Origin of the sequence: Streptosporangium sp. NPDC001681 (assembly GCF_040298085.1) — a bacterium.
Lineage (GTDB): Bacteria > Actinomycetota > Actinomycetes > Streptosporangiales > Streptosporangiaceae > Streptosporangium.
The window spans coordinates 78,438-99,080 of record NZ_JBEOZN010000017.1; the positions used below are offsets into that span (position 1 = coordinate 78,438).

The 20,643-nt window shown below is 69.9% G+C and carries 22 protein-coding genes; 9 read left to right on the forward strand and 13 right to left on the reverse strand.

What is annotated here, in order from left to right; genetic code table 11:
• Nucleotides 1-59: 59 nt before the first annotated feature.
• The 3 genes from ABT130_RS11035 (at nt 60) to ABT130_RS11045 (ending at nt 2,283) form a co-directional block, all read left to right on the forward strand.
• Nucleotides 60-1,181, forward strand: a complete 1,122-nt coding sequence (locus tag ABT130_RS11035) for a sensor histidine kinase (protein WP_350954715.1) — start codon at nt 60-62, stop codon at nt 1,179-1,181.
• The gene (locus tag ABT130_RS11040) at nt 1,178-1,771 is read left to right on the forward strand and encodes a response regulator (RefSeq protein ID WP_350924715.1); all 594 of its coding nucleotides are present in this window, start codon (nt 1,178-1,180) and stop codon (nt 1,769-1,771) included. The genes ABT130_RS11035 and ABT130_RS11040 overlap by 4 nt, the downstream gene beginning before the upstream one ends.
• 194 nt (nt 1,772-1,965) lie before the next feature.
• Nucleotides 1,966-2,283 carry an STAS domain-containing protein gene (locus ABT130_RS11045; RefSeq protein WP_350924717.1) on the forward strand — a complete coding sequence of 106 codons (318 nt, stop codon included), beginning with the start codon at nt 1,966-1,968 and terminating at the stop codon, nt 2,281-2,283.
• A gap of 114 nt (nt 2,284-2,397) precedes the next feature.
• On the opposite strand, the gene ABT130_RS11050 is transcribed toward ABT130_RS11045, so the two are convergent.
• From ABT130_RS11050 to ABT130_RS11100, 11 genes are all read right to left on the reverse strand, one after another.
• A complete protein-coding gene (locus tag ABT130_RS11050; protein ID WP_350924719.1) occupies nt 2,398-2,979 on the reverse strand; it encodes a TetR/AcrR family transcriptional regulator in 582 nt (193 codons plus the stop codon).
• A gap of 151 nt (nt 2,980-3,130) precedes the next feature.
• Nucleotides 3,131-4,612 carry an aldehyde dehydrogenase family protein gene (locus tag ABT130_RS11055; protein ID WP_350954717.1) on the reverse strand — a complete coding sequence of 494 codons (1,482 nt, stop codon included), beginning with the start codon at nt 4,610-4,612 and terminating at the stop codon, nt 3,131-3,133.
• 566 nt (nt 4,613-5,178) lie between these two features.
• A complete protein-coding gene (locus tag ABT130_RS11060) occupies nt 5,179-5,802 on the reverse strand; it encodes a response regulator (RefSeq protein ID WP_350954719.1) in 624 nt (207 codons plus the stop codon).
• 3 nt (nt 5,803-5,805) lie between these two features.
• Nucleotides 5,806-7,038: a sensor histidine kinase gene (locus ABT130_RS11065; protein ID WP_350954721.1), complete on the reverse strand. Its 1,233-nt coding sequence runs from the start codon at nt 7,036-7,038 to the stop codon at nt 5,806-5,808.
• The gene (locus ABT130_RS11070; RefSeq protein ID WP_350954723.1) at nt 7,035-7,835 is read right to left on the reverse strand and encodes an ABC transporter permease; all 801 of its coding nucleotides are present in this window, start codon (nt 7,833-7,835) and stop codon (nt 7,035-7,037) included. Before ABT130_RS11070 ends, ABT130_RS11065 begins: the two co-directional genes overlap by 4 nt.
• 111 nt (nt 7,836-7,946) lie before the next feature.
• The gene (locus ABT130_RS11075) at nt 7,947-8,894 is read right to left on the reverse strand and encodes an ABC transporter ATP-binding protein (protein ID WP_350954725.1); all 948 of its coding nucleotides are present in this window, start codon (nt 8,892-8,894) and stop codon (nt 7,947-7,949) included.
• 221 nt (nt 8,895-9,115) lie between these two features.
• Nucleotides 9,116-9,775 (reverse strand): endonuclease NucS, encoded by a 660-nt coding sequence (nucS, locus tag ABT130_RS11080; RefSeq protein WP_350924727.1) that lies wholly within the window; start codon nt 9,773-9,775, stop codon nt 9,116-9,118.
• 129 nt (nt 9,776-9,904) lie between these two features.
• Nucleotides 9,905-11,059 carry an ABC transporter permease gene (locus ABT130_RS11085; RefSeq protein ID WP_350924730.1) on the reverse strand — a complete coding sequence of 385 codons (1,155 nt, stop codon included), beginning with the start codon at nt 11,057-11,059 and terminating at the stop codon, nt 9,905-9,907.
• The gene (locus tag ABT130_RS11090; protein ID WP_350954727.1) at nt 11,056-11,934 is read right to left on the reverse strand and encodes an ABC transporter ATP-binding protein; all 879 of its coding nucleotides are present in this window, start codon (nt 11,932-11,934) and stop codon (nt 11,056-11,058) included. The genes ABT130_RS11085 and ABT130_RS11090 overlap by 4 nt, the downstream gene beginning before the upstream one ends.
• A complete protein-coding gene (locus ABT130_RS11095; RefSeq protein WP_350954729.1) occupies nt 11,931-12,266 on the reverse strand; it encodes a winged helix-turn-helix domain-containing protein in 336 nt (111 codons plus the stop codon). Before ABT130_RS11095 ends, ABT130_RS11090 begins: the two co-directional genes overlap by 4 nt.
• The gene (locus ABT130_RS11100) at nt 12,263-12,721 is read right to left on the reverse strand and encodes a hypothetical protein (RefSeq protein WP_350954731.1); all 459 of its coding nucleotides are present in this window, start codon (nt 12,719-12,721) and stop codon (nt 12,263-12,265) included. Before ABT130_RS11100 ends, ABT130_RS11095 begins: the two co-directional genes overlap by 4 nt.
• A gap of 169 nt (nt 12,722-12,890) precedes the next feature.
• Here ABT130_RS11100 and ABT130_RS11105 point away from each other — a divergent pair, with 169 nt between their 5' ends.
• From ABT130_RS11105 to ABT130_RS11120, 4 genes are all read left to right on the forward strand, one after another.
• On the forward strand, nt 12,891-14,354 hold the full coding sequence (locus ABT130_RS11105; protein ID WP_350954733.1) for a 3-hydroxyacyl-CoA dehydrogenase family protein: 1,464 nt from the start codon (nt 12,891-12,893) through the stop codon (nt 14,352-14,354).
• A complete protein-coding gene (locus tag ABT130_RS11110; RefSeq protein WP_350924741.1) occupies nt 14,351-14,671 on the forward strand; it encodes an Rv1322 family protein in 321 nt (106 codons plus the stop codon). Before ABT130_RS11105 ends, ABT130_RS11110 begins: the two co-directional genes overlap by 4 nt.
• Nucleotides 14,672-14,705: 34 nt before the next feature.
• Nucleotides 14,706-15,419 (forward strand): alpha/beta hydrolase, encoded by a 714-nt coding sequence (locus ABT130_RS11115; RefSeq protein WP_350954735.1) that lies wholly within the window; start codon nt 14,706-14,708, stop codon nt 15,417-15,419.
• A 149-nt stretch (nt 15,420-15,568) separates the two neighbouring features.
• On the forward strand, nt 15,569-16,360 hold the full coding sequence (locus ABT130_RS11120) for an alpha/beta fold hydrolase (protein ID WP_350954737.1): 792 nt from the start codon (nt 15,569-15,571) through the stop codon (nt 16,358-16,360).
• A gap of 155 nt (nt 16,361-16,515) precedes the next feature.
• Here the strand turns inward: ABT130_RS11120 and ABT130_RS11125 are convergent, their stop codons facing one another.
• On the reverse strand, nt 16,516-17,796 hold the full coding sequence (locus ABT130_RS11125) for a DivIVA domain-containing protein (RefSeq protein ID WP_350954739.1): 1,281 nt from the start codon (nt 17,794-17,796) through the stop codon (nt 16,516-16,518).
• A gap of 157 nt (nt 17,797-17,953) precedes the next feature.
• Nucleotides 17,954-18,415, reverse strand: a complete 462-nt coding sequence (mce, locus tag ABT130_RS11130) for a methylmalonyl-CoA epimerase (RefSeq protein ID WP_350924749.1) — start codon at nt 18,413-18,415, stop codon at nt 17,954-17,956.
• Nucleotides 18,416-18,500: 85 nt separating this feature from the next.
• On the opposite strand from mce, the gene ABT130_RS11135 reads away from it, so the two are divergent.
• Together ABT130_RS11135 and meaB are read left to right on the forward strand one after the other, a co-directional pair.
• Nucleotides 18,501-19,688, forward strand: a complete 1,188-nt coding sequence (locus tag ABT130_RS11135; RefSeq protein ID WP_350924752.1) for an acetyl-CoA C-acetyltransferase — start codon at nt 18,501-18,503, stop codon at nt 19,686-19,688.
• 2 nt (nt 19,689-19,690) lie between these two features.
• Complete coding sequence (meaB, locus tag ABT130_RS11140; protein WP_451935154.1) at nt 19,691-20,641, forward strand: methylmalonyl Co-A mutase-associated GTPase MeaB; 951 nt, start codon at nt 19,691-19,693, stop codon at nt 20,639-20,641.
• Nucleotides 20,642-20,643 lie beyond the last annotated feature (2 nt).

The window sequence follows — 20,643 nt, forward strand, 5'->3', positions numbered from 1 at the left end:
TCATCCCCTTCGCGCTTCCCCGGGGGAGGAAGCGGTCACACCTCCAGCGGCTCCGCCGGATGACCGTTCTCTCCCTGAGCATGGGTATCGTCATGGCCTGGGCCGGTCCCCTGGGCGCGCTGGCGAAGGTGGACGGGCGGCTCCCGCTCACCCCACTGCTTGTCGGGGTGCTCGGCCTGGTGGTTTTCACAGTCCTCTCCCTGAGGATCCTTCAGGCGGCGGTCGCGGGGAGCACCGCCGGAGGCGCGATCCTCACCTCGGCCATGGTCGCGGTGGTCCTCATGCTGACCCAGGACGGCCATCTCTGGTCCTGGGGGCTGCTCGCCCCGGCATGGGCGTCGGGTGCCGCGCTGCTGCTGAACAGGTCCGCCACGATCGCCGCCTGCGTCGCCGCGGCCGTCGTCGGCCCGCTTCTCACGTCACCGGTCGCCGATCTCGCCAACGTGTTCGCGCCGCCGTACACGGACGATCCCCGCCCCCTCCTCATCATCTACCTCGTGGTGAGTGTGGTGGCGCCGTGGACGAACCGGTTCCAGCTCTGGTTCTGGCAGGTGGTCAGGGCCGCCGAGGAGGGCAGGGAGGCGCAGGCCAGGTTGGCCGTCACCGAGGAGCGGCTCCGTTTCTCCCGCGACCTGCACGACCTGGTCGGGCACAGCCTCACCGCGATCGCGGTCAAGAGCGAGGTGGCCGTCAAGCTGTCGAGGGTGGACATCGGGCGTTCCACCGGGGAGATGGAGGAGGTGAGGACCTTGGCGCGGCAGGCGCTCAAGGAGATTCGCGCGGCGGTGCGCGGCTACCGGACCGTCGATCTCGCCGCCGAGCTGCGCGGGATGATCGCGGTGCTGGAGGCGGGCGGTGTCCGCTGCACGCTGAAGGAGCCGGGTGATCAGGTGCCCGAGGAGGCGGCCACGCTGCTGGCCTGGGTGGTGCGCGAGGGCACCACCAACGTGCTGCGGCACAGCTTCGCCACCAGGTGCCGGATCGCGATCACGATCCAGGAGGGGAACGCCGTGCTGGAGATGACCAACGACGGGGTGGCCGAGATGGACGGCGTCGGCGGCACCGGTCTCATCGGGCTGTCGGAGCGGGTAACCGCCACCGGAGGATCCGTCACGGTAGGCCCGGGGGGCCCGGGGGAGTTCAGGCTGCGGGCGACGGTTCCGCTGGAGGAAGCACGATGATCCGGGTACTGCTGGCCGATGACGAGCACCTGGTCAGAGGGGCGATCGCCACCCTGCTGGGCCTGGAGCCGGACATCGAGGTGGTGGCCGAGGTGGCCAGGGGGGACCTGGTGGCCGAGGCCGTGAGGGAACACCGGCCCGACGTGATCGTGCTGGACATCGAGATGCCGGGGATGGACGGGCTGAGCGTCGCCGAGACGTTGCCGGGCCACGCGGTGCTGGTGCTGACCAGCTTCGGCAGGCCCGGCTACCTGCGGCGGGCGCTCGCCGCCGGGGTGCGTGGCTTCATCCCCAAGGACACCCCCGCCGATGAGCTGGCGAAGGCGATCCGCAAGGTCTGGTCGGGCGGGCGCTACCTCGACCCGGAGATGGCCGCCTCGGCGATGATGGCCGGTGAGAGTCCTCTCACCGAGCGCGAGCGCGGCTCCCTGGAGCTGGCCGCGCGGGGAGCCTCGGTCGCCGAGATCGCCGCCTCGCTCCACCTCACCCAGGGCACCGTGCGCAACTACCTGTCCAGTGCCATCACCAAGCTGGGGGCGAGCAACCGGATCACCGCCATCCGGGCGGCTCAACAAAAAGGTTGGCTGTGAACCGCGTTTTATCCGTTGATTCGGGCAAGAGGTTCCTGTGTTGGTAAGAAGGGGGAATTCTGACGCGGAGGAAGTTCGCTCCTTCTTACACGCTGTGGCAGCATATGAATGCGGTGCGTGATCGACTGGCTGCGGTGACGCACCGCCGTTGTGCCTGGTCACGTCTCTTTTGTGGCCAGGTGTGAGGAGGAGGCATGCGCGTCCCTGGTAACCCCCAGGCCCAGGTGGTCAGCGTCGGGGCCCGTCTCGACGTGGGAACCGTCACCGGAGTGCGCCCGCGGCTGCACGAGGCGGTCGACTCCGGGCGCGGCGACCTGATCGTAGATCTTTCCGGGCTGGAAATGATCGACGCCACCGGGCTGGGGGTGTTGGTGGGCACGCATCGCCGCGCTGTGGGCGCGGAACGCCGCCTCATTCTCAGGAGGGTGCCGCCGAGGATCATGCGGGTGCTGGCGGTGACCCGGCTCAACCGGGTCCTGACCGTCGAGCACCCCATGGCCGCGGTGGCCTGATCCGGTCGCCCGCCGGAATTCGGGACACCGGCGGCACCGGAACATATCGGAGGACGGGCCGGCTGAGGCCCGTCCTCGTCTCCGCCTCGTCGAGGTCGTACCGAGGTGACCGGGTCACCCGGTGAAAGACCGGTAGAAGATGTGAACGGCAGTGCTGATCATGCTCTCGGTCGAGGGCGGGTCGTCGGCCAGCACCCACTCGATGAGCAGCTCCTGGATCGCTCCGATCATGCCCAGCGCGAGCAGGTGCCGGTTGGCCTTGACCGCCTCCGGCAGATCCGCGACGTTCAGCTCGATCATGTCGGTGAAGGCCGTGACGGCCAGCTGCCGTGAGGTGACGAGGCAGTCACCTGCTCTGCGCACCTCCAGATGCATGATCCTGGCACGGCGCCTGTCTTCGGTGACGAAATTGATGTATCCGGAGATTCCCGCCTCGACCCGGGCGGCCAGGGTGTCAGGGGCCTGCTCTATGGACTTCGCCACCGACTGCAGCGTCTCGTGCACGCATCGGTCGTGCACGGCCCGCATCAACTCGTTGCGTCCGGAGAAGCATTCGTAGAAGGCGCGGTTGGAGATGCGTGCCGCGGCGCACAGCCTCTCAATCGTGGTTTCGGGGAATCCTGGATCGGAGTAGAGGTTGTACGCCGCGGAGATCAGACGTTCCCGGCGTTCTGCCAGTCGCTCCTCCGCTGACATTCCCCGATATGACCGTCCGTTCATGTCAAGTACCTGAACGTCGATATGGGGTTGACAAATAATCGCTTTATCACTTCCACCTCATGGCTCTGGCCCCCAGAATCAACCATTATGGGTGCAAGATCCTTTTTGTGGAAGGGGCATTGTGTTATTACCTGCGTCGTCCATGCAAGAAGGTAACAAGTCTGACTAGCCGGTCAAGTTCCTTCTGGCTACGGGTGAACGAGGTGATGTTCATCCCGGGCAGCGCGAAGCGCCGGCGGGAGACGGCCTTGGGGCGGGCGAACTCCCGCAGCCCGTCCGCGCCGTGAATACGGCCGAATCCGGAGTCTCCGACCCCGCCGAACGGCAGCGCGGGGATGGACGCGAAGGAGATGATCGAATTGATGGCGGTCATCCCGCCGCGCATCCGGCGAGCGAGCTCCAGAGCCCGCCGGGTGTTTCCCGAGAAAACGGTCCCGGCCAGGCCGTACGCGGTGGCATTGGTCTTCTCCAGCGCCTCCTCCACATCGGCGACCCGCTTCACCGTCACCGTCGGGCCGAACGTCTCCTCGCGGACCGCGGGGGAGTCCTCGGGCACGTCCTCGACGATCACCGGGTCGACGAAGGGCGCCCGGACCGAGCCGGTCCCGCCCAGCACGGCCCTGCCGCCCGCGACCGCGTCGTCGATATGCCGCCGGATGATGTCCAGCTGGGCGGGCATGGTGATCGGGCCGTAGTCGCGCCCGGCCTTCACCTGACCGGCCCGATCGGTGAGTTCCTTCATGAAGGCGTCGTAGACCGCGTCCACCACGTAGATCCGCTCCACCCCGACGCAGGTCTGGCCCGCGTTGGACAGCGCGCCCCACAGCGCCGCGTCCGCGGCGGCGGGCAGGTCGGCGTCGGCGTCCACGATCAGCGCGTCCTTGCCGCCGCACTCGGCGACCAGCGGCGTCAGGTTCGTCGCGCACGCGGCCATCACCCGCTTGGCGGTGGCGGTCGAGCCGGTGAAGGCGATCTTCGCCACCCCGGGGTCCCCCGCCAGGGCCGCGCCGGTCTCGCCCAGCCCGGTGACGGTCTGGAAGACCCGGTGCTCCGGCACCGCCTCGGCGAACAGCGCGGCCAGTAGCACGCCCACGCCCGGGGTCAGCTCGCTGGGCTTGAACACCACGGCGTTCCCCGCGGCCAGCGCGTAGGCGATCGATCCCATCGGGGTGAACACCGGGTAGTTCCACGGCCCGATCACCCCGATCACCCCCAGCGGCAGGTACTCCAGGGTGGCCGCGATGTTGGCGCCGACCAGTCCGGGGGAGACCCGTCGCATCCCGAGCACCTTGTGCGCGTTCCTGGCGGCCCAGTCGAGGTGGGTGATGGCCAGGACGACCTCCAGGGTGGCGTCGGCCTCCGGCTTGCCCGTCTCCTCATGGACGAGGCGGGCGATCCTGGTCAGGTCACGCGCGAGGATCGCCTTGTAGTCGAGCAGCCGGCGCCGGCGCTCGGCCCGCTCCAGCCCGGCCCACCACGCGGCGGCGATCCCGGCCTCCGCCACGGCGGCGCGCACCGCCGCGGCGTCCTGGATCGGGTGGGTGCCGACGACGGCGCCGGTGGCCGGGTCGAGGGAGTCGAAGGTGCGCTGTCCGGTCGCCGTGGTCAAGGTCGTCTCCTCTGTGCCGTGACGGATGCCCTGGAAGGCGAAACGCCGCTCGGGGAAGGTCGGCGCCCGCCGGAAAGGCGAGATGCGCGGCGCCCGCCGCCCCGGCAGCGGGCGGTACGGGCACGTTCCGCTCACGATAGACCGGAAGTCGTTGCACAGTAAACCATTACTTACAAGCTGGGCTGCCCACCTGCCGGGGCGGCGTCCGCCGCGCGGTGCCGTGGGTCATCGACACTCTTCCGCGGCGTTCTCCTGGGCGGCCGACGCGACCGTCGGGATGAAAATGAGGCCGGTCGGCGTGACCATGGCCACGAGTGCGGCGGCGGCTTTTCCGGTTGTTTATGCGCTTCTCTTCTGCCGGTGCGGAACGGAGGGCACGGACTGCCCGTTCTTGGTGCCAGAAATCGCGCCTCTGGATGAGGTCTGGGCCCAATATCATTTGAGGGCAGGCTGAAATGAGGCCGACGGTGGGATTTCCGGTGGCGGGCCGGGTATCGCCGATAGTTGGTGTCCTGAGCTCTGCCTGGCCGATTCGCACTGACAACCACTGAGAATCGGCGGATGGCTTAACGGGTGAGCAGACCTCGGTCCAGGGCGGTGGTCACGGCGGCGGTGCGGCCGGAGACGCCGAGCTTGCCGAAGATGCGGAGCAGGTGGGTCTTGACGGTGGTCTCGCTGATGAACAGGGCCCGGCCGATCTCCGCGTTGGTCAGCCCGCCGGCCACCAGGGAGAGCACCTCCGTCTCGCGCGGTGACAGCGACTCGGCCACCGGTGCCCGCATCCGGGTGACCAGCCTGGTCGCCACCGACGGGGACAGCACCGTCTCCCCCCGCGCCGCAGAGCGGATCGCGGCGAGCAGGTCCGCCCTTGAGGTGTCCTTCAGCAGGTATCCCGCCGCGCCCACCTCGACCGCCCGTACGATGTCCGCGTCGGTCTCGTAGGTGGTCAGCACGATCACCCGGCTCTGGGGCCGCTCGGTGAGGATGCGCGAGGTGGCGCTCACCCCGTCCCCGCCCGGCATGCGCAGATCCATCAGGATCACGTCGGGTCGTAGCTCACCGGCCCGCACGACCGCCTCGTCCCCCGAGGCCGCCTCACCCGCCACCGAGATCCCGGGGTCGGCCTCCAGCATGCCCCGAAGGCCCTCCCTGACCACCGGGTGGTCGTCGACGATCATTACCCGGAGCATGTGTCACGCTTTCTGGTCGAGTCGGTCGGTGGGGGCGTCTGTGCGGATGCCGGGCCGGTCGGTGGGGATGAGCACCTCAAGAGAGGCCCCCTCACCCCGGAGACCCGTCACCGCGAGGGCCCCGCCGACCTGTTCCACGCGGGCGCGCATGCCCCGCAGACCGTATCCCTGGGCGCCGGACGGGTCGAAGCCGCACCCGTCGTCGCGCACCTTCAGCAGCACCGATCCGTCCTGATAGGCGATCGAGACGGCCGCGGATCTCGCGTCCGCGTGCCTGCGCACGTTGGCCAGGCCCTCCTGGACGGCGCGGACGAGCACCACCTCGACCGGCGCGCTCAGCGGCCGGGACTTCCCGTGCACCTCGAACCCCGCTGACATTCCCGTCTCCTCGCCGAGCCGGTTCGTCAACCGCCGCAGTGCCTCATCCAGGGTCGAGCCGTCCAGTGGTGCCGGGTTCAGCGTGGTGACCAGCATGCGTGCCTCCGCGAGGTTCTCCCGCGCGGTCCGCACGGCCAGCGCCAGGTGTCCGGACGGGTCCGGCTGCGCCTCGGCGGCCTGGAGCAACATGATGATGCTGGTGAAGCCCTGCGCCAGGGTGTCGTGGATCTCCCCGGCGAGCCGCTCGCGCTCGGCCTGCGCTCCGCGCTCGGCCGAGAGCCTGGCCACCTCGGCCCGGCTGCTCTCCAGTTCCTCGATGAGCATGGCCCGCTCCTCGCTCTGCCTGGTGATCCGCTCGATCCAGACGCCGAAAATGGAGGAGAAGAAGATGACGATGGTGATGACCATCAGGAAGTTGAACGGCTCCGGTGCCCCGACCAGGAAGATGTAACGGATCGCCGGAGAGAGGTTGAGCGCGGTGACCGCGATCATCGCCCGTCTGGCGGGAAAGACGATGAAACACTGCGGGCAGAGTCCGAACAGGGCGAACGTCGCGTACGACGCGGTGAGCCCGGCCGGGGTGAACAGCACGACCAGCAGGGCGATGTAGACCGCCCCCCTCCGCCGGTCGTTGGTGACGATCGCCGGGCGGCCCAGCAGGAGATAGAGCGGCAGGACCGAGAGCAGGCAGCCCGCCACGATCACCTTCTCCTGCCAGGGCACGTCGACGGTCAGCGCGGCCCAGGTGGGCAGGAGCGTTCCGACGACCAGGAGCATCTCCCAGCCGCGCAGCGACTGCCATGCGTGGACCCCGGCTCCACCGGTCGGGAGGCCGGGACGTTGGATACGCCCTGTCATCCATCGCGGCGGCTTTTCCAGCGGAACGTCATCAGGCACAGCACCAGTCCTCCGATGACCCAGGCTCCCAGGATCAGGGCGACCCGGTCCAGTTCGTACGATTTCGCGAGCTCCAGTGTGGCGCCGGCGTCGCCCAGGAAGACCGAGCGGAAACCCTGGCACATCCACTTGAGCGGAAAGATCGAGGAGATGTTCACCAGCCAGGACGGCAGCATGGCGATAGGAATGAACACCCCGGAGATGAACTGCAGCACCACGAACGGCATCGCGATCACCGCCGCGCTCTTGGCCGACCGGGGCAGGCTGCTGATCGCGACGCCGAGCAGTGACGAGCTGAGCACGCCCAGCACGAACACCCAGGCGAAGGTCGCCCACCTGGACGACTCCGACGGCAGTTCCAGGCCGAACAGCGCGGTCCCGATGGCCAGCAGGAGGACGACCTGGCAGAAGGAGACGAACAGGGTGTTGAACGCCTTGCCCACGAAGTAGGCGGTGCGGGGCAGCGGCGTGCCGGCCAGCCGCTTGAGCGCGCCGTCGTCGCGTTCCACCGCGATGCTGATCCCGAGGTTCTGGAATCCAGTCATCGCGGCGACGCCGATCAGCCCGGCCACGTAGACCTGGGAGACGTTGAGCCCGGTTCCCTCCAGATCATCCCCGAAGATCGAACCGAAGAGCACCAGCATGATGATCGGGAAGGCGAAGGTGAAGATGACCGCGTCCCTCTCGCGGAAGAACATCCTGGTCTCGATAACCGCCCGCGACAGTCCCAGCCGTACCGCGGAGGGGGGCCGTGCCATGACGGGCTGAGAGGCGGGTCGGGTAAGGGGCTGGCTCATCTCGGTGGTCACCTCGGGGGATCGGTCGATGCTCGCTGGGGTGGCGGCGGGGTCAGGCTTTTCGCCTGCCGGTCAATGGGCCGGCCGTGGCCGTGGGCCGGGATGGTCGGCAGGGCGGCCGGCCCGAGCCCGGCGGACGGTCACCGCCGGCGGCCGGTCGCTCGGACGGGCGGTCGCCCAGACGGGCGGCTCGATGAGGCGGAGGTAGACGTCCTCCAGGCTGGGGCGGGTCACGGCCAGTTCGGGGACCTCGCCGCCGAAACGGTGGGTCAGCTCCATGACGGTCCTGGTCGGGGTGTCCGTCTCCAGGAAGCGGTGCTCGCCCCCGTCGGACCAGCTCACCCTGGCCTTGGCGGTGGCCCTGCCGCCCAGGGTCTTGGGCTCGCCCTCGGCCACGATCCGCCCGCCGGCGACCACGGCCACCCGCCCGGCCAGTGCCTCGGCCTCGTCCAGGTAGTGGGTGGTCAGCACGATCGTGGTGCCGTCGCGGGCCAGGCCCTCGATCAGTTCCCAGAACTGCCTGCGTGCCTCCGGGTCGAACCCGGTGGTCGGCTCGTCCAGGAAGAGCAGCTCAGGGTTGCCGATCACGCCCAGCGCGACGTCCACCCGCCGCCGCTGGCCGCCGGAGAGCCGCCGGATGCGCGTGTCCGCCTTGTCGGTCAGCCCGACCTGCTCGATCACCTCGTCCGGATCCTTGGCGCCCGGGTAGTAGCCCGCGAAGTGCCGCACGGTCTCCCGCACCGTCGTCTCGGCCACGTCGTTGGCCGTCTGCAGCACGATGCCGATCCGGGAGCGCCACGCCCGGCTCGGCCTGCCGGGGTCGACGCCCAGGACGCTGACCTCCCCGGCGTCCCTGGTGCGGTGCCCCTCCAGGATCTCCACGGTGGTGGACTTTCCCGCCCCGTTGGGGCCGAGGATCGCGAACACCTCACCCGCGTGGATGTCCAGGTCGATGCCCCCGACGGCCCGCACGTCGCCGTAGCGCTTGGTCAGGCCCCTCACTCTCACCGCTGTGCTCATGCCTCAAGCCTCGCGTTCACCGGGCTTTCGCGGCACCAACGTTCGATGGAACCCCGTGTCCACCGTTCGGAGGACATGGCTCGGTTCGAGGGGCAAGGCGACGGCGGATTCCCGCCGTCGCCGCGGCCTTGAGGCCGGATGGACCGATACCTGCGAGCGGACCCGGGGCCGCTCCGCCCGCCGTCACGTGCGGTGCGGGCATGCTCGTCCGGTAAGCCCTGCTAGAACAGCGTGTCGTTGCGCTCGATGCCGCGTAGTTCGTCGTAGTCGAGGGTGACGCAGCGGATTCCGCGATCCTCGGCCAGCGTCTTGGCCTGCGGGGCGATGCTCTGGGCGGCCAGGATGCCGGTCACCGGGGCGAGCAGGGGGTCGCGGTTCATCAACTCCAGGTAGCGGGTGAGCTGCTCCACGGCGTCGATGCCGGCGCGGCGCTTGAGCTCCACGGCCACGGAGGCGCCCGTGTGGTCGCGGCAGAGGATGTCCACCGGGCCGATGGCCGTCATGTACTCGCGGCGGACGAGCGTCCAGCCCGCGCCCAGCGTGGTGATGTGCTCGGCCAGCAACTCCTGCAGGTGGGCCTCGACCCCGTCCTTGATGAGCCCCGGGTCCACGCCCAGCTCGTGGCTGGTGTCGTGGATGATCTCCTCCATGGTGAGGACGAGCTTCTCACCGGTCTTGCCGTGGGTCACCGTCCAGGTGCCCTCCTCCTCGCGGAGCTTGCACGGCGGGTTCATCCAGTTCAGCGGTTTGAAGGCCCGGTCGTCGGCGTGGATGGAGACGCTGCTGTCGGCCTTGATGAGGATGAGCCGAGGCGCCATCGGAAGATGGGCGGTGAGCTTCCCGACGTAATCCACGCTGCACCGCGCGATGACCAGACGCATTACCGAAGCCTATCGGCCCGGCGGCCCCCCGATCCCCGAGATCCGGCCACGGCGGCGGCTCCACCCCGCCGCCCGCGTCCGTACGCGTGAGCCGCGCCCCGGCTCACGCGTACGGCTTGGCGAGCACGGTCAGCGGACCACCTCGGAGAGTTTGACGCGGGCGCCCGTGCGCAGCACCGCGCGCTGGTAGATGCGCGCGCCGAGCAGGAGCGTGCCCACCGTGGCCAGGAGCATCAGGGCCGAGCCCGTCGCGATCTCCCAGGCGAGCACCTCGCCCCCGGCCATCCGGACCGGCATGACCATCGAGGAGAACGGCGGCACCATCGACAGGATCCTGGCCACCGCGCTGCTGGGCTGGACCGCCGCGAAGTAGGCCACCAGGTAGGTGATCGTCATGAGCATCGTCATCGGCGTCAGCACACTGTTCGCGTCCTCCTGCCTGGACACCAGCGACCCGAGCGCCGCCGCCAGCGCGGCGAAGAACGCGTAACCGAGGATGAACCAGAACAGGGTGCTGATCACGATGCCCGTCATGCCCGGGGGCAGCTCGGCCACGAAGCCGGTCGCCATCGCCGCGCCGAGACCGGCCACGATGATCACGACGAGATTGGCCAGCGCGAGGGTGCCCAGCCCCAGGATCTTGCCGCCGAGCAGCTGCCATGGGCGGATCGAGGTCAGCAGGATCTCCACGATCCGGCTGCCCTTCTCCTCGATCACTCCCATGGCGACGTACATGGAGGAGTAGATGAGCAGGAAGAACAGGACCATGACCAGCAGGGACGCGATGCCCACCCGCACGCTCGCGTAGCGGGCGTCGGCGCCGACCGAGACCTGCTCCAGGGGGGCGACCTGCATCGCCTGGGCGACCTTGGCCGCGTCCAGGCCCGCGTCGGCCAGCTGACTCTGGGTCTGGACGGTCTGGTGCGCGTTCTCCAGCAGCAGGCCCAGCTCGCGGTCGACCTCGCCGTCGGCGAGCACCCTGCGGCCGTCCACCACCGCGGCGTCCACGTCGCCGGCGTTGACCGCGTCGCTCGCGGCGGCCTCGTCGGGGAACTCCCTGACGGCGATCGTCACGTCCTTGGCCGTGCCGGTCAGGACCGGCTGCAGCGCCTGCGACTGCGGTCCGACGAGGCCCACGGTGTAGGAGTCGGGCCCCGAGAAGAGCTTGGGCAGGAACGCGAGCGCGCCGACCAGCACGGCGCTCACCACCAGCCCGATGACGAACGCCTTCGTACGGCCGCGCGTGATGATCTCCCGCCGCGCGACCAGCAGCAGCCCGCTCACGCGACCGCCTCCCTGAAGATCTCGGTGAGTGTGGGCCGCTGCCAGCCGAAGTGCTCGACCTTTCCGGCCTTGACCGCGAGGCGCAGGATGTCCTGGCCGTCGCCGTCCACGTCCGCGACGAGGACCTCGTCGCCCTTCTCGACGACCTCTCCCGGCAGGGACGCGGCCCAGCCGGGGGAGGCGTCCCTGACGACCACCCTGAGCCGGCCGCGTCCCTCCCGGTCGCGCAGGTCGTCGACGGTGCCGCTGGCCACCATGCGGCCGGCGGAGATGATGCCGACCGAGTGGCAGAGCCGCTCGACGAGGTCCAGCTGGTGGCTGGAGAAGAGCACGGGCACGCCCGCCTCGCACCGTGCGACGAGCACCCCGGCCAGCGCGTCGACGGCGAGCGGGTCGAGCCCGGAGAAGGGCTCGTCCAGCACGAGCACCTCGGGGGTGTGCACCAGCGCCACCGCGAGCTGCACGCGCTGCTGGTTGCCCAGGGAGAGCGCGTCCACCGTGTCGGTCGCGCGTTCGGTGAGCGAGAGCTGTTCGAGCAGGTCGCCGGTGGCCTTCTTCGCCCCGCTCGCGGTCAGGCCGCTGAGCCTGCCGAAGTACTCGATCTGATCGGCGACTCGCATCTTCTGGTAGAGGCCACGCTCTTCGGGCATGTAACCGAACCGGCGCCGGTCTTCGAACGTCAGGGGCCGGCCGTCGCGGAGCACCGAGCCCGAGTCGGGGGTCAGCACGCCCATCAGGATGCGCATCGTGGTGGTCTTGCCCGCGCCGTTGGCTCCGACGAAGCCGAACATCTCGCCGGGTTTCACGGAGAACGTCACCCCGCCCAGAGCGGTCTTGTCGCCGTATCGTTTGTGTAGATCGTTTATCTCGATCATGGGGGAGGTCCCTCGGTAAGGCGTCTCAGCACGGAGACGTAGTCATGGAACGCCCGGCGGCCCTCGTCGGTGAGGGCCAGCCAGGTGCGTGGGCGTTTACCCACGAAGGCCTTCTCCACGCGCACGTAGCCGGCCTCTTCCAGGGTGATGACATGCTTGGAGAGCAGGGAGTCGCTGACCTCGATGGTGTCGCGGAGGAAGCGGAACTCGGCCCTGTCGGTGGCCGCCAGGGCGGCCATGATCGACAGCCGGACGGGTGCGTGGATGACGTCGTCAAGGTCGTGCCGGGGGTGCGAGCCCGTACCACCTCCGGCTCCGCCCGTGCCGCTCACCGCTCCGCCCGTAGCACGCGCCACGCCGCGTAGAAGGGCGGGACGCTCGCGCAGACCGTCAGTGTGACCAGCGTCGCGATCCAGCCGGGACCCGGGTCGTCGGGGCGGAAGAACATCCCGAACACGAACACGGTCAGGAAGGCGACGAGGTAGGTGACCGTCACCGGCCCGGTGGACTTGTTGGCCCAGGTGACCTCGCGGTCCTGGATTCCCATACGGCCGAGGTACCAGGTGAACACGACGGTCAGCGCCACCCATGCCACCCCGACCACGGCCCGGGACCAGCCGGGGCCGAGATACATGATCGGCCAGTACGCGATCGTGGCCAGGCCGAGGATCGCGTAGAGCAGGCCGACGACGCGTGCCGGTCGCCGGGTGCGCCGGTCGACCTCGCCGATCTGCCGCAGCGCCTCCTCCGGTGTCAGGTCGTCTCCCATGCCCTCTCCAGTCTTCATGTACTCAAATACTAATTACTACTCAACTCCCATTCAAGTACTTTCTTTCAGCTCCCGGGATGTTCGACCGGCTTTTGGGTAGCCGAGCCCTCTCTGGGAGACTGTTGCGGTTCAAGGAACGGGCGGTTTGTCGCGCGGCGCGGGATCCGCGGACAGGGTGGGGAGAACGATGGCGGGCAGTTTCGAGACGGTCGGCGTGGTCGGCCTCGGCACGATGGGCGCCGGGATCGCCGAGTGCTTCGCCCGTGCGGGCATCGCCGTGATCGGCGTGGAGGCCGGCCCTGAGGCGTTGACGCGAGGCCGGGGCCATCTGGAGGACTCCACGGGCCGCGCGGTCGTCAAGGGCAGGCTGAGCCAGGCCGAGAGGTCGGAGATCCTCGGCCGGGTGACCCTCACCACCTCGCTGGAGGATCTCGCGGACGCCGACCTGGTGATCGAGGCCGTTCCGGAGGTCATGGATTTCAAGCGGGCGCTCTTCACCGACCTGGATCGGATCTGCAAGCCGTCCGCGGTGCTCGCCACCAACACCTCCTCGCTCTCGGTCACCGAGATCGCGGCCACCACCGGCCGCCCCGGCCGGGTGATCGGCATGCACTTCTTCAACCCGGCCCCGGTCATGAGACTGGTCGAGGTGATCCACACGCTGATCACCGACGACGGCCTGGCCGGCGAGGTCGCCGACCTCGCGCGCCGGCTCGGCAAGACCCCGGTGACCGTCGGCGACCGCGCCGGGTTCGTGGTCAACCGGCTGCTACTGCCCTACCTCAACCACGCCGCGGTCCTGCTGGAGAACGGCGTGGCCACCCGCGACGGCATCGACACCGCGATGAGGCTCGGTGCCGGGCTGCCGATGGGCCCCTTCGCCCTGCTCGACCTGATCGGCCTGGACACCTCGTACGAGGTGCTGAGCGTGCTCTTCAGGGAGAGCCACGACCGCCGTCACGCCGCCGCGCCGATCCTGCGCGAGCGGGTCGCGGCCGGACTGCTCGGCCGCAAGTCGGGTGGCGGCTTCCACCGGGCCGCCGAACCGGAACCGACGGCGGACGAGCCCTGGACCGGCCTGGTCGCGGTGCTGGGCGAGGGGGGTGACGCCTTCGCCGCCAGGCTCTCCGCCGCGGGCTTCAAGATCGTGCCCGTGCAGGACGCGGAGCTGGTCGTCGCGCTGTCCAGCGTTCCCGTGGTCGAGCTGGCCCCCGGGCTCCCGCACCCCGAGCGCCTGGTCGGCCTGCACCTGGTGGGCGACCAGGTCGCCGAGGTCGCCTCCACCGCGCTCACCGGGCCCGAGGTCGCGCGGGCCGTGGAGGGGCTGGTCCGGCTCATCGGCCTGGTCCCGGTGCCGTGCCGGGACAGGGCCGAGTTCGTGGTCGACGCGCTCCTGTACCCGTACCTCAACGACGCCGTCCGGATGTACGACTCCGGCTATGCGACCCGCGACGACATCGACAACGCGATGCGGCTCGGCTGCGGTTACCAGGCGGGACCGTTCGAGATGCTCGACGAGTTGGGCCTGGAGACCGTCCGCGACGGCCTGCGCGCCCTGTACGCGGAGTACCGCGAACCGTTCCTCGCGCCCGCGCCGCTGCTGGAGCAGCTCGTCGCGGCGGGGGTCCGGAGCTTCCGAGACCTGCCGTGAGTCCCCGCAGGGCCCGTCGGGCCGACCCGTTCGACCGCGGTGGCAACCGGGGTGCGGCCCGCCCCCTCGGCGGCTCCGTGCCCGGTGTCGACCAGACGGAGGAGTGGCCCGACGGAGACTGGCAGGTGCGCCGGGTCACCGGCGGCGCGGCGGACAAGGTCTACCGCTGCCCCGGCTGCGACCAGGAGATCAGGCCGGGCCTGCCGCACCTGGTCAGCTGGCCCGCCTGGCAGGGCGGCGAGGAGGAGCGCAGGCACTGGCACACCGCGTGCTGGCGCAACCGGGTCAGGCGCGGTCCTGGCAGAAGCAGATACTGACCGGCGTGGATCGCCGGTCGTGGTGAGGAGAGACATGGAGATCCGGGCCTCTACGGTGCTGCCCGCGCGCAGGGAGCCGATCGAGCTGCACACCGGTGACGGGCTGACACTTGTCGGTGAGCTGGCCCTTCCCGCGGAACGGCCTCCGGTGGCCACGCTGGTCTGCCTGCACCCGCTGCCCACCCACGGCGGCATGATGGACAGCCACGTCTACAAGAAGGCGGCGAACCGGCTGCCCGCCCTCGCCGACCTGGCGGTGCTGCGGTTCAACACGCGCGGCACCACCTCCGAGCGGGGAACGTCCCAGGGGGCCTTCGGTAAGGGGGAGGACGAGCGCCTGGACGTCGCCGCGGCCCTGGAGTACGCCGACTTCCACGACCTGCCCCGGGTCTGGCTGCTCGGCTGGTCCTTCGGTACCGAACTGGCGCTCAAGTGGGGCCGCGACCCGCTGGTGGAGGGGGCGATCCTCCTCTCCCCGCCGCTGCACAGGGCTACCGACGCCGACCTCGACGGGTGGGCGGAGTTCGGGCGGCCGCTGACCGCGCTGGTTCCGGAGTTCGACGACTACCTCCGTCCCGAGCAGGCCCGCGAGCGCTTCGCCAGGGTGCCCCAGGCCGAGGTCATCGGGGTGGACGACGCCAAGCACCTGTGGGTCGGCGAGCCGTACGTGCGGATCGTCCTCAACGAGATCGTCCTGCGGGTCAATCCGGCCGCCCACCCCCTCCCCACCGAGGTCGCCGACTCGTAGGTACCCTGTCCGGTTCGGGCCCGTCCCGGAATCCTCGTCGCCGTATCGCCTGCCGGGTCCCATTCGTTGACCGCGGAGTTACCACAACGTCATAAACGGTTGTGGAACCGGGGGTGCCAGACGGGGGCTCCGGGAATACGGTGGACGGCGTGCGGCTGTACACGCGATCGGCTGGAGAGGGGCTTCCGGTCGTCCTCCTTCACGCGTTCCCCCTGTCATCGGCCATGTGGCTGGCCCAGCGTGAGGGCCTGGCCGAGGTCTGCAAGGTCATCACCCCCGATCTGCGCGGTTTCGGCGGCTCGGTGCTGGGCGGGGACGTTCCCTCCCTCGACGTGATGGCCGACGATGTCGTGCGCCTGCTGGACAGCGAGGGCGTCGACCGCGCGGTCGTCGGCGGCCTGTCCATGGGCGGCTACGTGACGATGGCCCTGTGCCGCCGCCACCCCGACCGGCTGCTGGGGGTGATCCTCGCCGACACGAAGGCGGGTGCCGACCCGGAGGCCGCGAGATCCAACCGCGAGCGGATCGCCGCCGCGGTGCTCCAGGAGGGCACCTCCGTCCTGCTGAAGGAGTTGCTGCCTGGGCTGGTCGGGCAGACCACGGTGCGGAGCAGGGCGATGGTGTTCGGCCGGGTGCGCGGGCTGGTCCAGTCGGCTCCGCCGACGGCCGCGGCCTGGGCGCAACGGGCCATGGCCGGCCGTCCCGACTCCTTTGACACGCTGCGGGCGATCAAGACGCCGGTCCTGGTGATCGTGGGCGAGGAGGACGAGATCACCCCGCCCGCGGAAGCGGGCGCGATGGTCGAGGCGGTGCCCGACGGGCGGCTGGCCGTCATCGAGAAGGCCGGCCATCTCAGCGCGATCGAGCAGCCCGAGGCGTTCAACCGGGCGGTGTCGGACTTCATCGCCGAGCTTGCCGGGGGATCATCACCTCGCGGATGAGCAGGGCGATCGCCGCGGTCAATCGAGATCGACCGGCGCCGTCGCAGCGCCTCGACGGCCGGGTCGAGCCCCACGGCGCCGAGAGAGCCTGGTGACCTTGAAGGTCACCAGGCTCTCTCGTCAGCCGTCGTCAACGCCCCGGAGTCAGCGGCCGCCTATTCCTGCCACCACTCCGCGTCGTCGTCCTTCTCCGCCCTGGCAGGAGTCGGAACCGGCTTCTCGGCACCGTTGGTGGCGGCGGGGATGGCCGGCTTCGGCGGGGCCGCGGTGATCGCGGGCTCCGGGTCGGCGGCCGGGAGCGGCGCGCCACCGAGCAGCTGGCGCAGCTGCGCGAGGTGGCTGGTGATGCTGTCGCGCTGGCGGGTCAGCTCGTCGACCTGGCGCTGGGCGACAGAGCGGCTCCGCTCGGACTCCGCCTTGGCCTCGGAGACGATGGACTCGGCGCTCGACTTGGCCTCGGACACGACCTGGTCGGCGTTCTTGCGCGCGTTGGCCAGCAGCTGCTTGGCGTGCGTGTCGGCCTCGCGGCGGGTCTGCTCGGCCTGCTGGGTGGCCTTGGTGGCGCGCTGCTCGGCGGTGGCCGCACGCTGCTCGGCCTCGGCGACCAGCTTCTGGGTGGCGGCCTGCGCGGTGGCGTGGCGCTCGGCCTCCTGGCGCTCGGCCTCCTCGCGCCGGGCGGCGAGCTGGATCTCGAACTCCGCCTCGTCCTGGGCCCGCTTGGCCTCGGACTCCTCAAGCACCCGCTGGGCCTGGGCGCGCATCTCGTCGGCCTGGCGCTTGGCGGTGGTGAGGACCTCGTCACGCTCGCGCTTGGTCGAGGCGCGCAGCTGGGCCACCTCGCGCTCGGTGGTGGTGCGCAGCTTGGCGATCTCGCGCTCGGCGTCGGCGCGCTTCTCGGCCACCTCGTGGTCGGCGGTGGCCCGCAGCTTGGAGACCTCGCGCTCGGTGGTGGCGGTCAGCTCGTCGGCCTCGCGGCGGGCGGTCGAGCGGATCTCCTCGGCCTCGCGCTCCGCGGTGGTGCGCATCTCGTCGACCTCGCGGGTGGCGAGGGCGCGCTTCTCCGCGGCCTCGTTCTCCGCGGCGGCACGCAGGTCGGCGGCCTCGACCTTGGAGGCCGCCTTGATCTCGTTCGCCTCGGACCTGGCTGCCTGGACCAGCTCGGTCGCCTGTTCCTCAGCCAGGCGGAGCAGTTGCTCGATCCGGGCGCCGAGGCCGGAGTAGGTCGGGCGCTCCTGCTCCTGAAGTTGGCGCTGGGAGTCGGACAGATCCCGTTGCAGGTTCTGAACCTGCTCCCGGGACTGCCGAAGCTCACCGTCGATTTGCTTCAGATGGTCGTGGACCTGGTGCCGGTCATAGCCCCGGAGCACCACGTCGAATTCCCGAGCGGGGGCGTCTTCAAAGAAGTTGTTGAGCTGGGCGTCGATGTCGGACTGCATGGAGGCTCGATCCTGGGTTGTCGAGACGGCTACACGGGCCGGACGGGGGTTTCAGGCATCCGAAGCGGGAGCCGGGGCGGGATCCACGTCCGGTGGTACGCCAGCGTACTCCGCCGTTGCCGAGTTGGCGGTCTCGTCCGACTTTATGCGCGACTTGTTACGTATCGGCGTTTCTTGCATTCGACGTGGTCTCAGCTTGCCTTTCCGGAGCCTGTACGAGTTCGGTAAGCATTCCCCCCACGTCTTTGGGGTGAAGAAAGGCGATGGACGAACCCATGGAGCCGTGGCGCGGCCGTTCGTCGAGCAGCCGGACGCCCCTGCCGCCGATCGTGTCCAGAGCACGCACGACGTCCGGAACACCGAAGGCGACATGATGAACGCCTTCCCCGCGCTTCGCGAGAAATTTACCGACCGGCGTGTCGGAGCCGAGCGGTTCGAGGAGCTGGATATACGATCCACCGCCCTCCCCGTCGGCGATGTGCAGCATCGCCTCCTTCACCCCCTGCTCGGTGTTCACCTCGCGGGCCACCACCGTGAGCTCGAAGGTCTGCTCGAAAAAAGCGATCTTCTCCTCAAGATCGTGGCAGGCGATTCCCACGTGGTCGATGCGCATGAACATAGAGCCATCCTCCTTCAAGGTCACCGATGTGCCCATGGGTATGGTGGCAAAGTCGCTCCAAGCCCTGTCAGGGAGGCCCCCTGTTATGTCCGTTTCCGTCATCGTCTCCGGGGCTCGAACCCCCATCGGCCGACTGCTCGGCTCGCTGTCCGGCCTGTCGGCCGTCGAACTCGGCGGCATCGCGATCAAAGCCGCGCTGGAGCGTTCCGGCGTCGCTCCAGAGGCGGTGCAGTACGTGATCATGGGGCAGGTGCTCCAGGCGGGTGTGGGTCAGATGCCCTCCCGCCAGGCCGCCGTCAAGGCGGGCATCCCGATGTCCGTGCCGTCCCTGACGATCAACAAGGTCTGCCTCTCCGGCCTGGACTCCATCGCCCTGGCCGACCAGCTCATCCGGGCAGGTGAGTTCGACATCGTGGTCGCGGGCGGCATGGAGTCCATGTCGAACGCCCCGCACCTGCTGCCCGGCCTGCGCAAGGGCGTGAAGTACGGTGCCGCCGGCATCATCGACTCGATGGCCTTCGACGGCCTCACCGACGTCTACGACCAGGTGGCCATGGGCGAGTCCACCGAGCGGCACAACGCGCGCTTCGGGCTGACCCGCGAGGAGCAGGACGAGTTCTCCGCCCGCTCCCACACGCTCGCCGCCGCCGCGATCAAGAACGGGACCTTCGACGACGAGATCGTGCCGGTGGCGATCCCGCAGCGCAAGGGCGAGCCGACGGTCTTCTCCGCCGACGAGGGCGTGCGCGGGGACACCACGGTCGAGGTCCTGTCGCGACTGCGACCGGCGTTCACCAAGGACGGCACGATCACCGCCGGGTCCGCCTCGCAGATCTCCGACGGCGCCTGCGCCGTCGTCGTGATGTCCAAGGCCAAGGCCGAGGAGCTCGGTCTTGAGTGGCTGGCCGAGATCGGCGCCCACGGCAACGTCGCCGGGCCCGACAACTCGCTCCAGTCCCAGCCGGCCAACGCGATCAAGCACGCCCTCGGCAAGCAGGGACTCGTCGCCGGTGACCTCGACCTGGTGGAGATCAACGAGGCCTTCGCCCAGGTGGTCCTCCAGTCGGTCAAGGAGCTCGACGTCCCCCTCGACAAGGTCAACGTCAACGGCGGCGGCATCGCGGTCGGCCACCCGATCGGCGCCTCCGGCGCCCGCATCGTCCTCGCCCTCGCCTACGAGCTCAAGCGCAGGGGCGGCGGCCTCGGCGCGGCCGGCCTCTGCGGCGGTGGCGGGCAGGGTGACGCTCTGATCATCCGCGTTCCCTCGGCATGACCTTGGAGGTCTCCGACCTGGTCGCGCTGGCCAGGGAGGGCCGACCCCGGGCCGTGGCCCGGTTGATCTCCATGGTCGAGAACGGTTCCCCCGGACTCAGGGAGATCGCCGCGCTGCTCTGCGCCGACCGGCCACACCAGGCCCGGATCATCGGCCTGACCGGCCCGCCCGGTGTCGGCAAGTCGACCTCCACGGGGATGCTGGTCCACGCGTTCCGCAGGCGTGGCGTGAGGGTCGGCGTGCTCGCCGTCGACCCTTCCTCGCCGTTCACCGGCGGGGCGCTGCTGGGCGACCGGGTCCGGATGCAGGACCACGCCACCGATCCGGACGTGTTCATCAGGTCGATGGCGAGCAGGGGCCACCTGGGCGGGCTGTCCTGGGCCACGCCCCAGGCGCTGCGCGTCCTGGAGGCGGCCGGCTGCGAGGTCATCCTCGTCGAGACCGTCGGTGTCGGCCAGGCGGAGGTCGACATCGCCTCGCTGGCCGACACCACGGTCGTGCTGCTCGCCCCGGGGATGGGCGACGGCGTCCAGGTGGCCAAGGCGGGCATCCTGGAGATCGCCGATGTGTTCGTGGTGAACAAGGCCGACCGAGAGGGCACCCAGGCCGCGATCCGCGAGCTCCGCAACATGATCGCCCTGGTCGACCGGCCCTGGAGACCGCCGATCGTGCCGACCGTGGCCCTGCGGGGGGAGGGCGCAGAGGAGGTGGTCGCGGCCCTCGACGGCCACCTGGCCTATCTGGAGGGGTCGGGCGAGCTCGTCCGCCGCCGCCAGGCCAGGGCCCGGGACGAGATCGAGGCGATCGCCCTCACCACCCTGCGCTCCCGCTTCGCCGACCTGCACGGAGACCGGCGCCTCGACGCCCTCGCCACCCGCGTTCTGGACGCGGAACTCGACCCCTACACCGCGGCTGACGAGCTTCTGACGGTGGTGGGGCCTCCCGGCACCTAGCG

Excerpts from the sequence above, each read along its gene's own strand:
- ABT130_RS11115 (WP_350954735.1), top strand. The coding sequence starts at position 14,706 with ATGGAGATCCGGGCCTCTACGGTGCTGCCCGCGCGCAGGGAGCCGATC.
- nucS (WP_350924727.1), bottom strand. The coding sequence starts at position 9,775 with ATGCGTCTGGTCATCGCGCGGTGCAGCGTGGATTACGTCGGGAAGCTC.
- mce (WP_350924749.1), bottom strand. The coding sequence starts at position 18,415 with ATGTTCATGCGCATCGACCACGTGGGAATCGCCTGCCACGATCTTGAG.
- ABT130_RS11090 (WP_350954727.1), bottom strand. The coding sequence starts at position 11,934 with ATGATCGAGATAAACGATCTACACAAACGATACGGCGACAAGACCGCT.
- ABT130_RS11065 (WP_350954721.1), bottom strand. The coding sequence starts at position 7,038 with ATGACAGGGCGTATCCAACGTCCCGGCCTCCCGACCGGTGGAGCCGGG.
- ABT130_RS11040 (WP_350924715.1), top strand. The coding sequence starts at position 1,178 with ATGATCCGGGTACTGCTGGCCGATGACGAGCACCTGGTCAGAGGGGCG.
- ABT130_RS11035 (WP_350954715.1), top strand. The coding sequence starts at position 60 with ATGACCGTTCTCTCCCTGAGCATGGGTATCGTCATGGCCTGGGCCGGT.
- ABT130_RS11105 (WP_350954733.1), top strand. The coding sequence starts at position 12,891 with ATGGCGGGCAGTTTCGAGACGGTCGGCGTGGTCGGCCTCGGCACGATG.
- ABT130_RS11070 (WP_350954723.1), bottom strand. The coding sequence starts at position 7,835 with ATGGCACGGCCCCCCTCCGCGGTACGGCTGGGACTGTCGCGGGCGGTT.
- ABT130_RS11100 (WP_350954731.1), bottom strand. The coding sequence starts at position 12,721 with ATGAAGACTGGAGAGGGCATGGGAGACGACCTGACACCGGAGGAGGCG.
- ABT130_RS11050 (WP_350924719.1), bottom strand. The coding sequence starts at position 2,979 with ATGTCAGCGGAGGAGCGACTGGCAGAACGCCGGGAACGTCTGATCTCC.
- ABT130_RS11045 (WP_350924717.1), top strand. The coding sequence starts at position 1,966 with ATGCGCGTCCCTGGTAACCCCCAGGCCCAGGTGGTCAGCGTCGGGGCC.
- ABT130_RS11060 (WP_350954719.1), bottom strand. The coding sequence starts at position 5,802 with ATGCTCCGGGTAATGATCGTCGACGACCACCCGGTGGTCAGGGAGGGC.
- ABT130_RS11125 (WP_350954739.1), bottom strand. The coding sequence starts at position 17,796 with ATGCAGTCCGACATCGACGCCCAGCTCAACAACTTCTTTGAAGACGCC.
- ABT130_RS11075 (WP_350954725.1), bottom strand. The coding sequence starts at position 8,894 with ATGAGCACAGCGGTGAGAGTGAGGGGCCTGACCAAGCGCTACGGCGAC.
- ABT130_RS11135 (WP_350924752.1), top strand. The coding sequence starts at position 18,501 with ATGTCCGTTTCCGTCATCGTCTCCGGGGCTCGAACCCCCATCGGCCGA.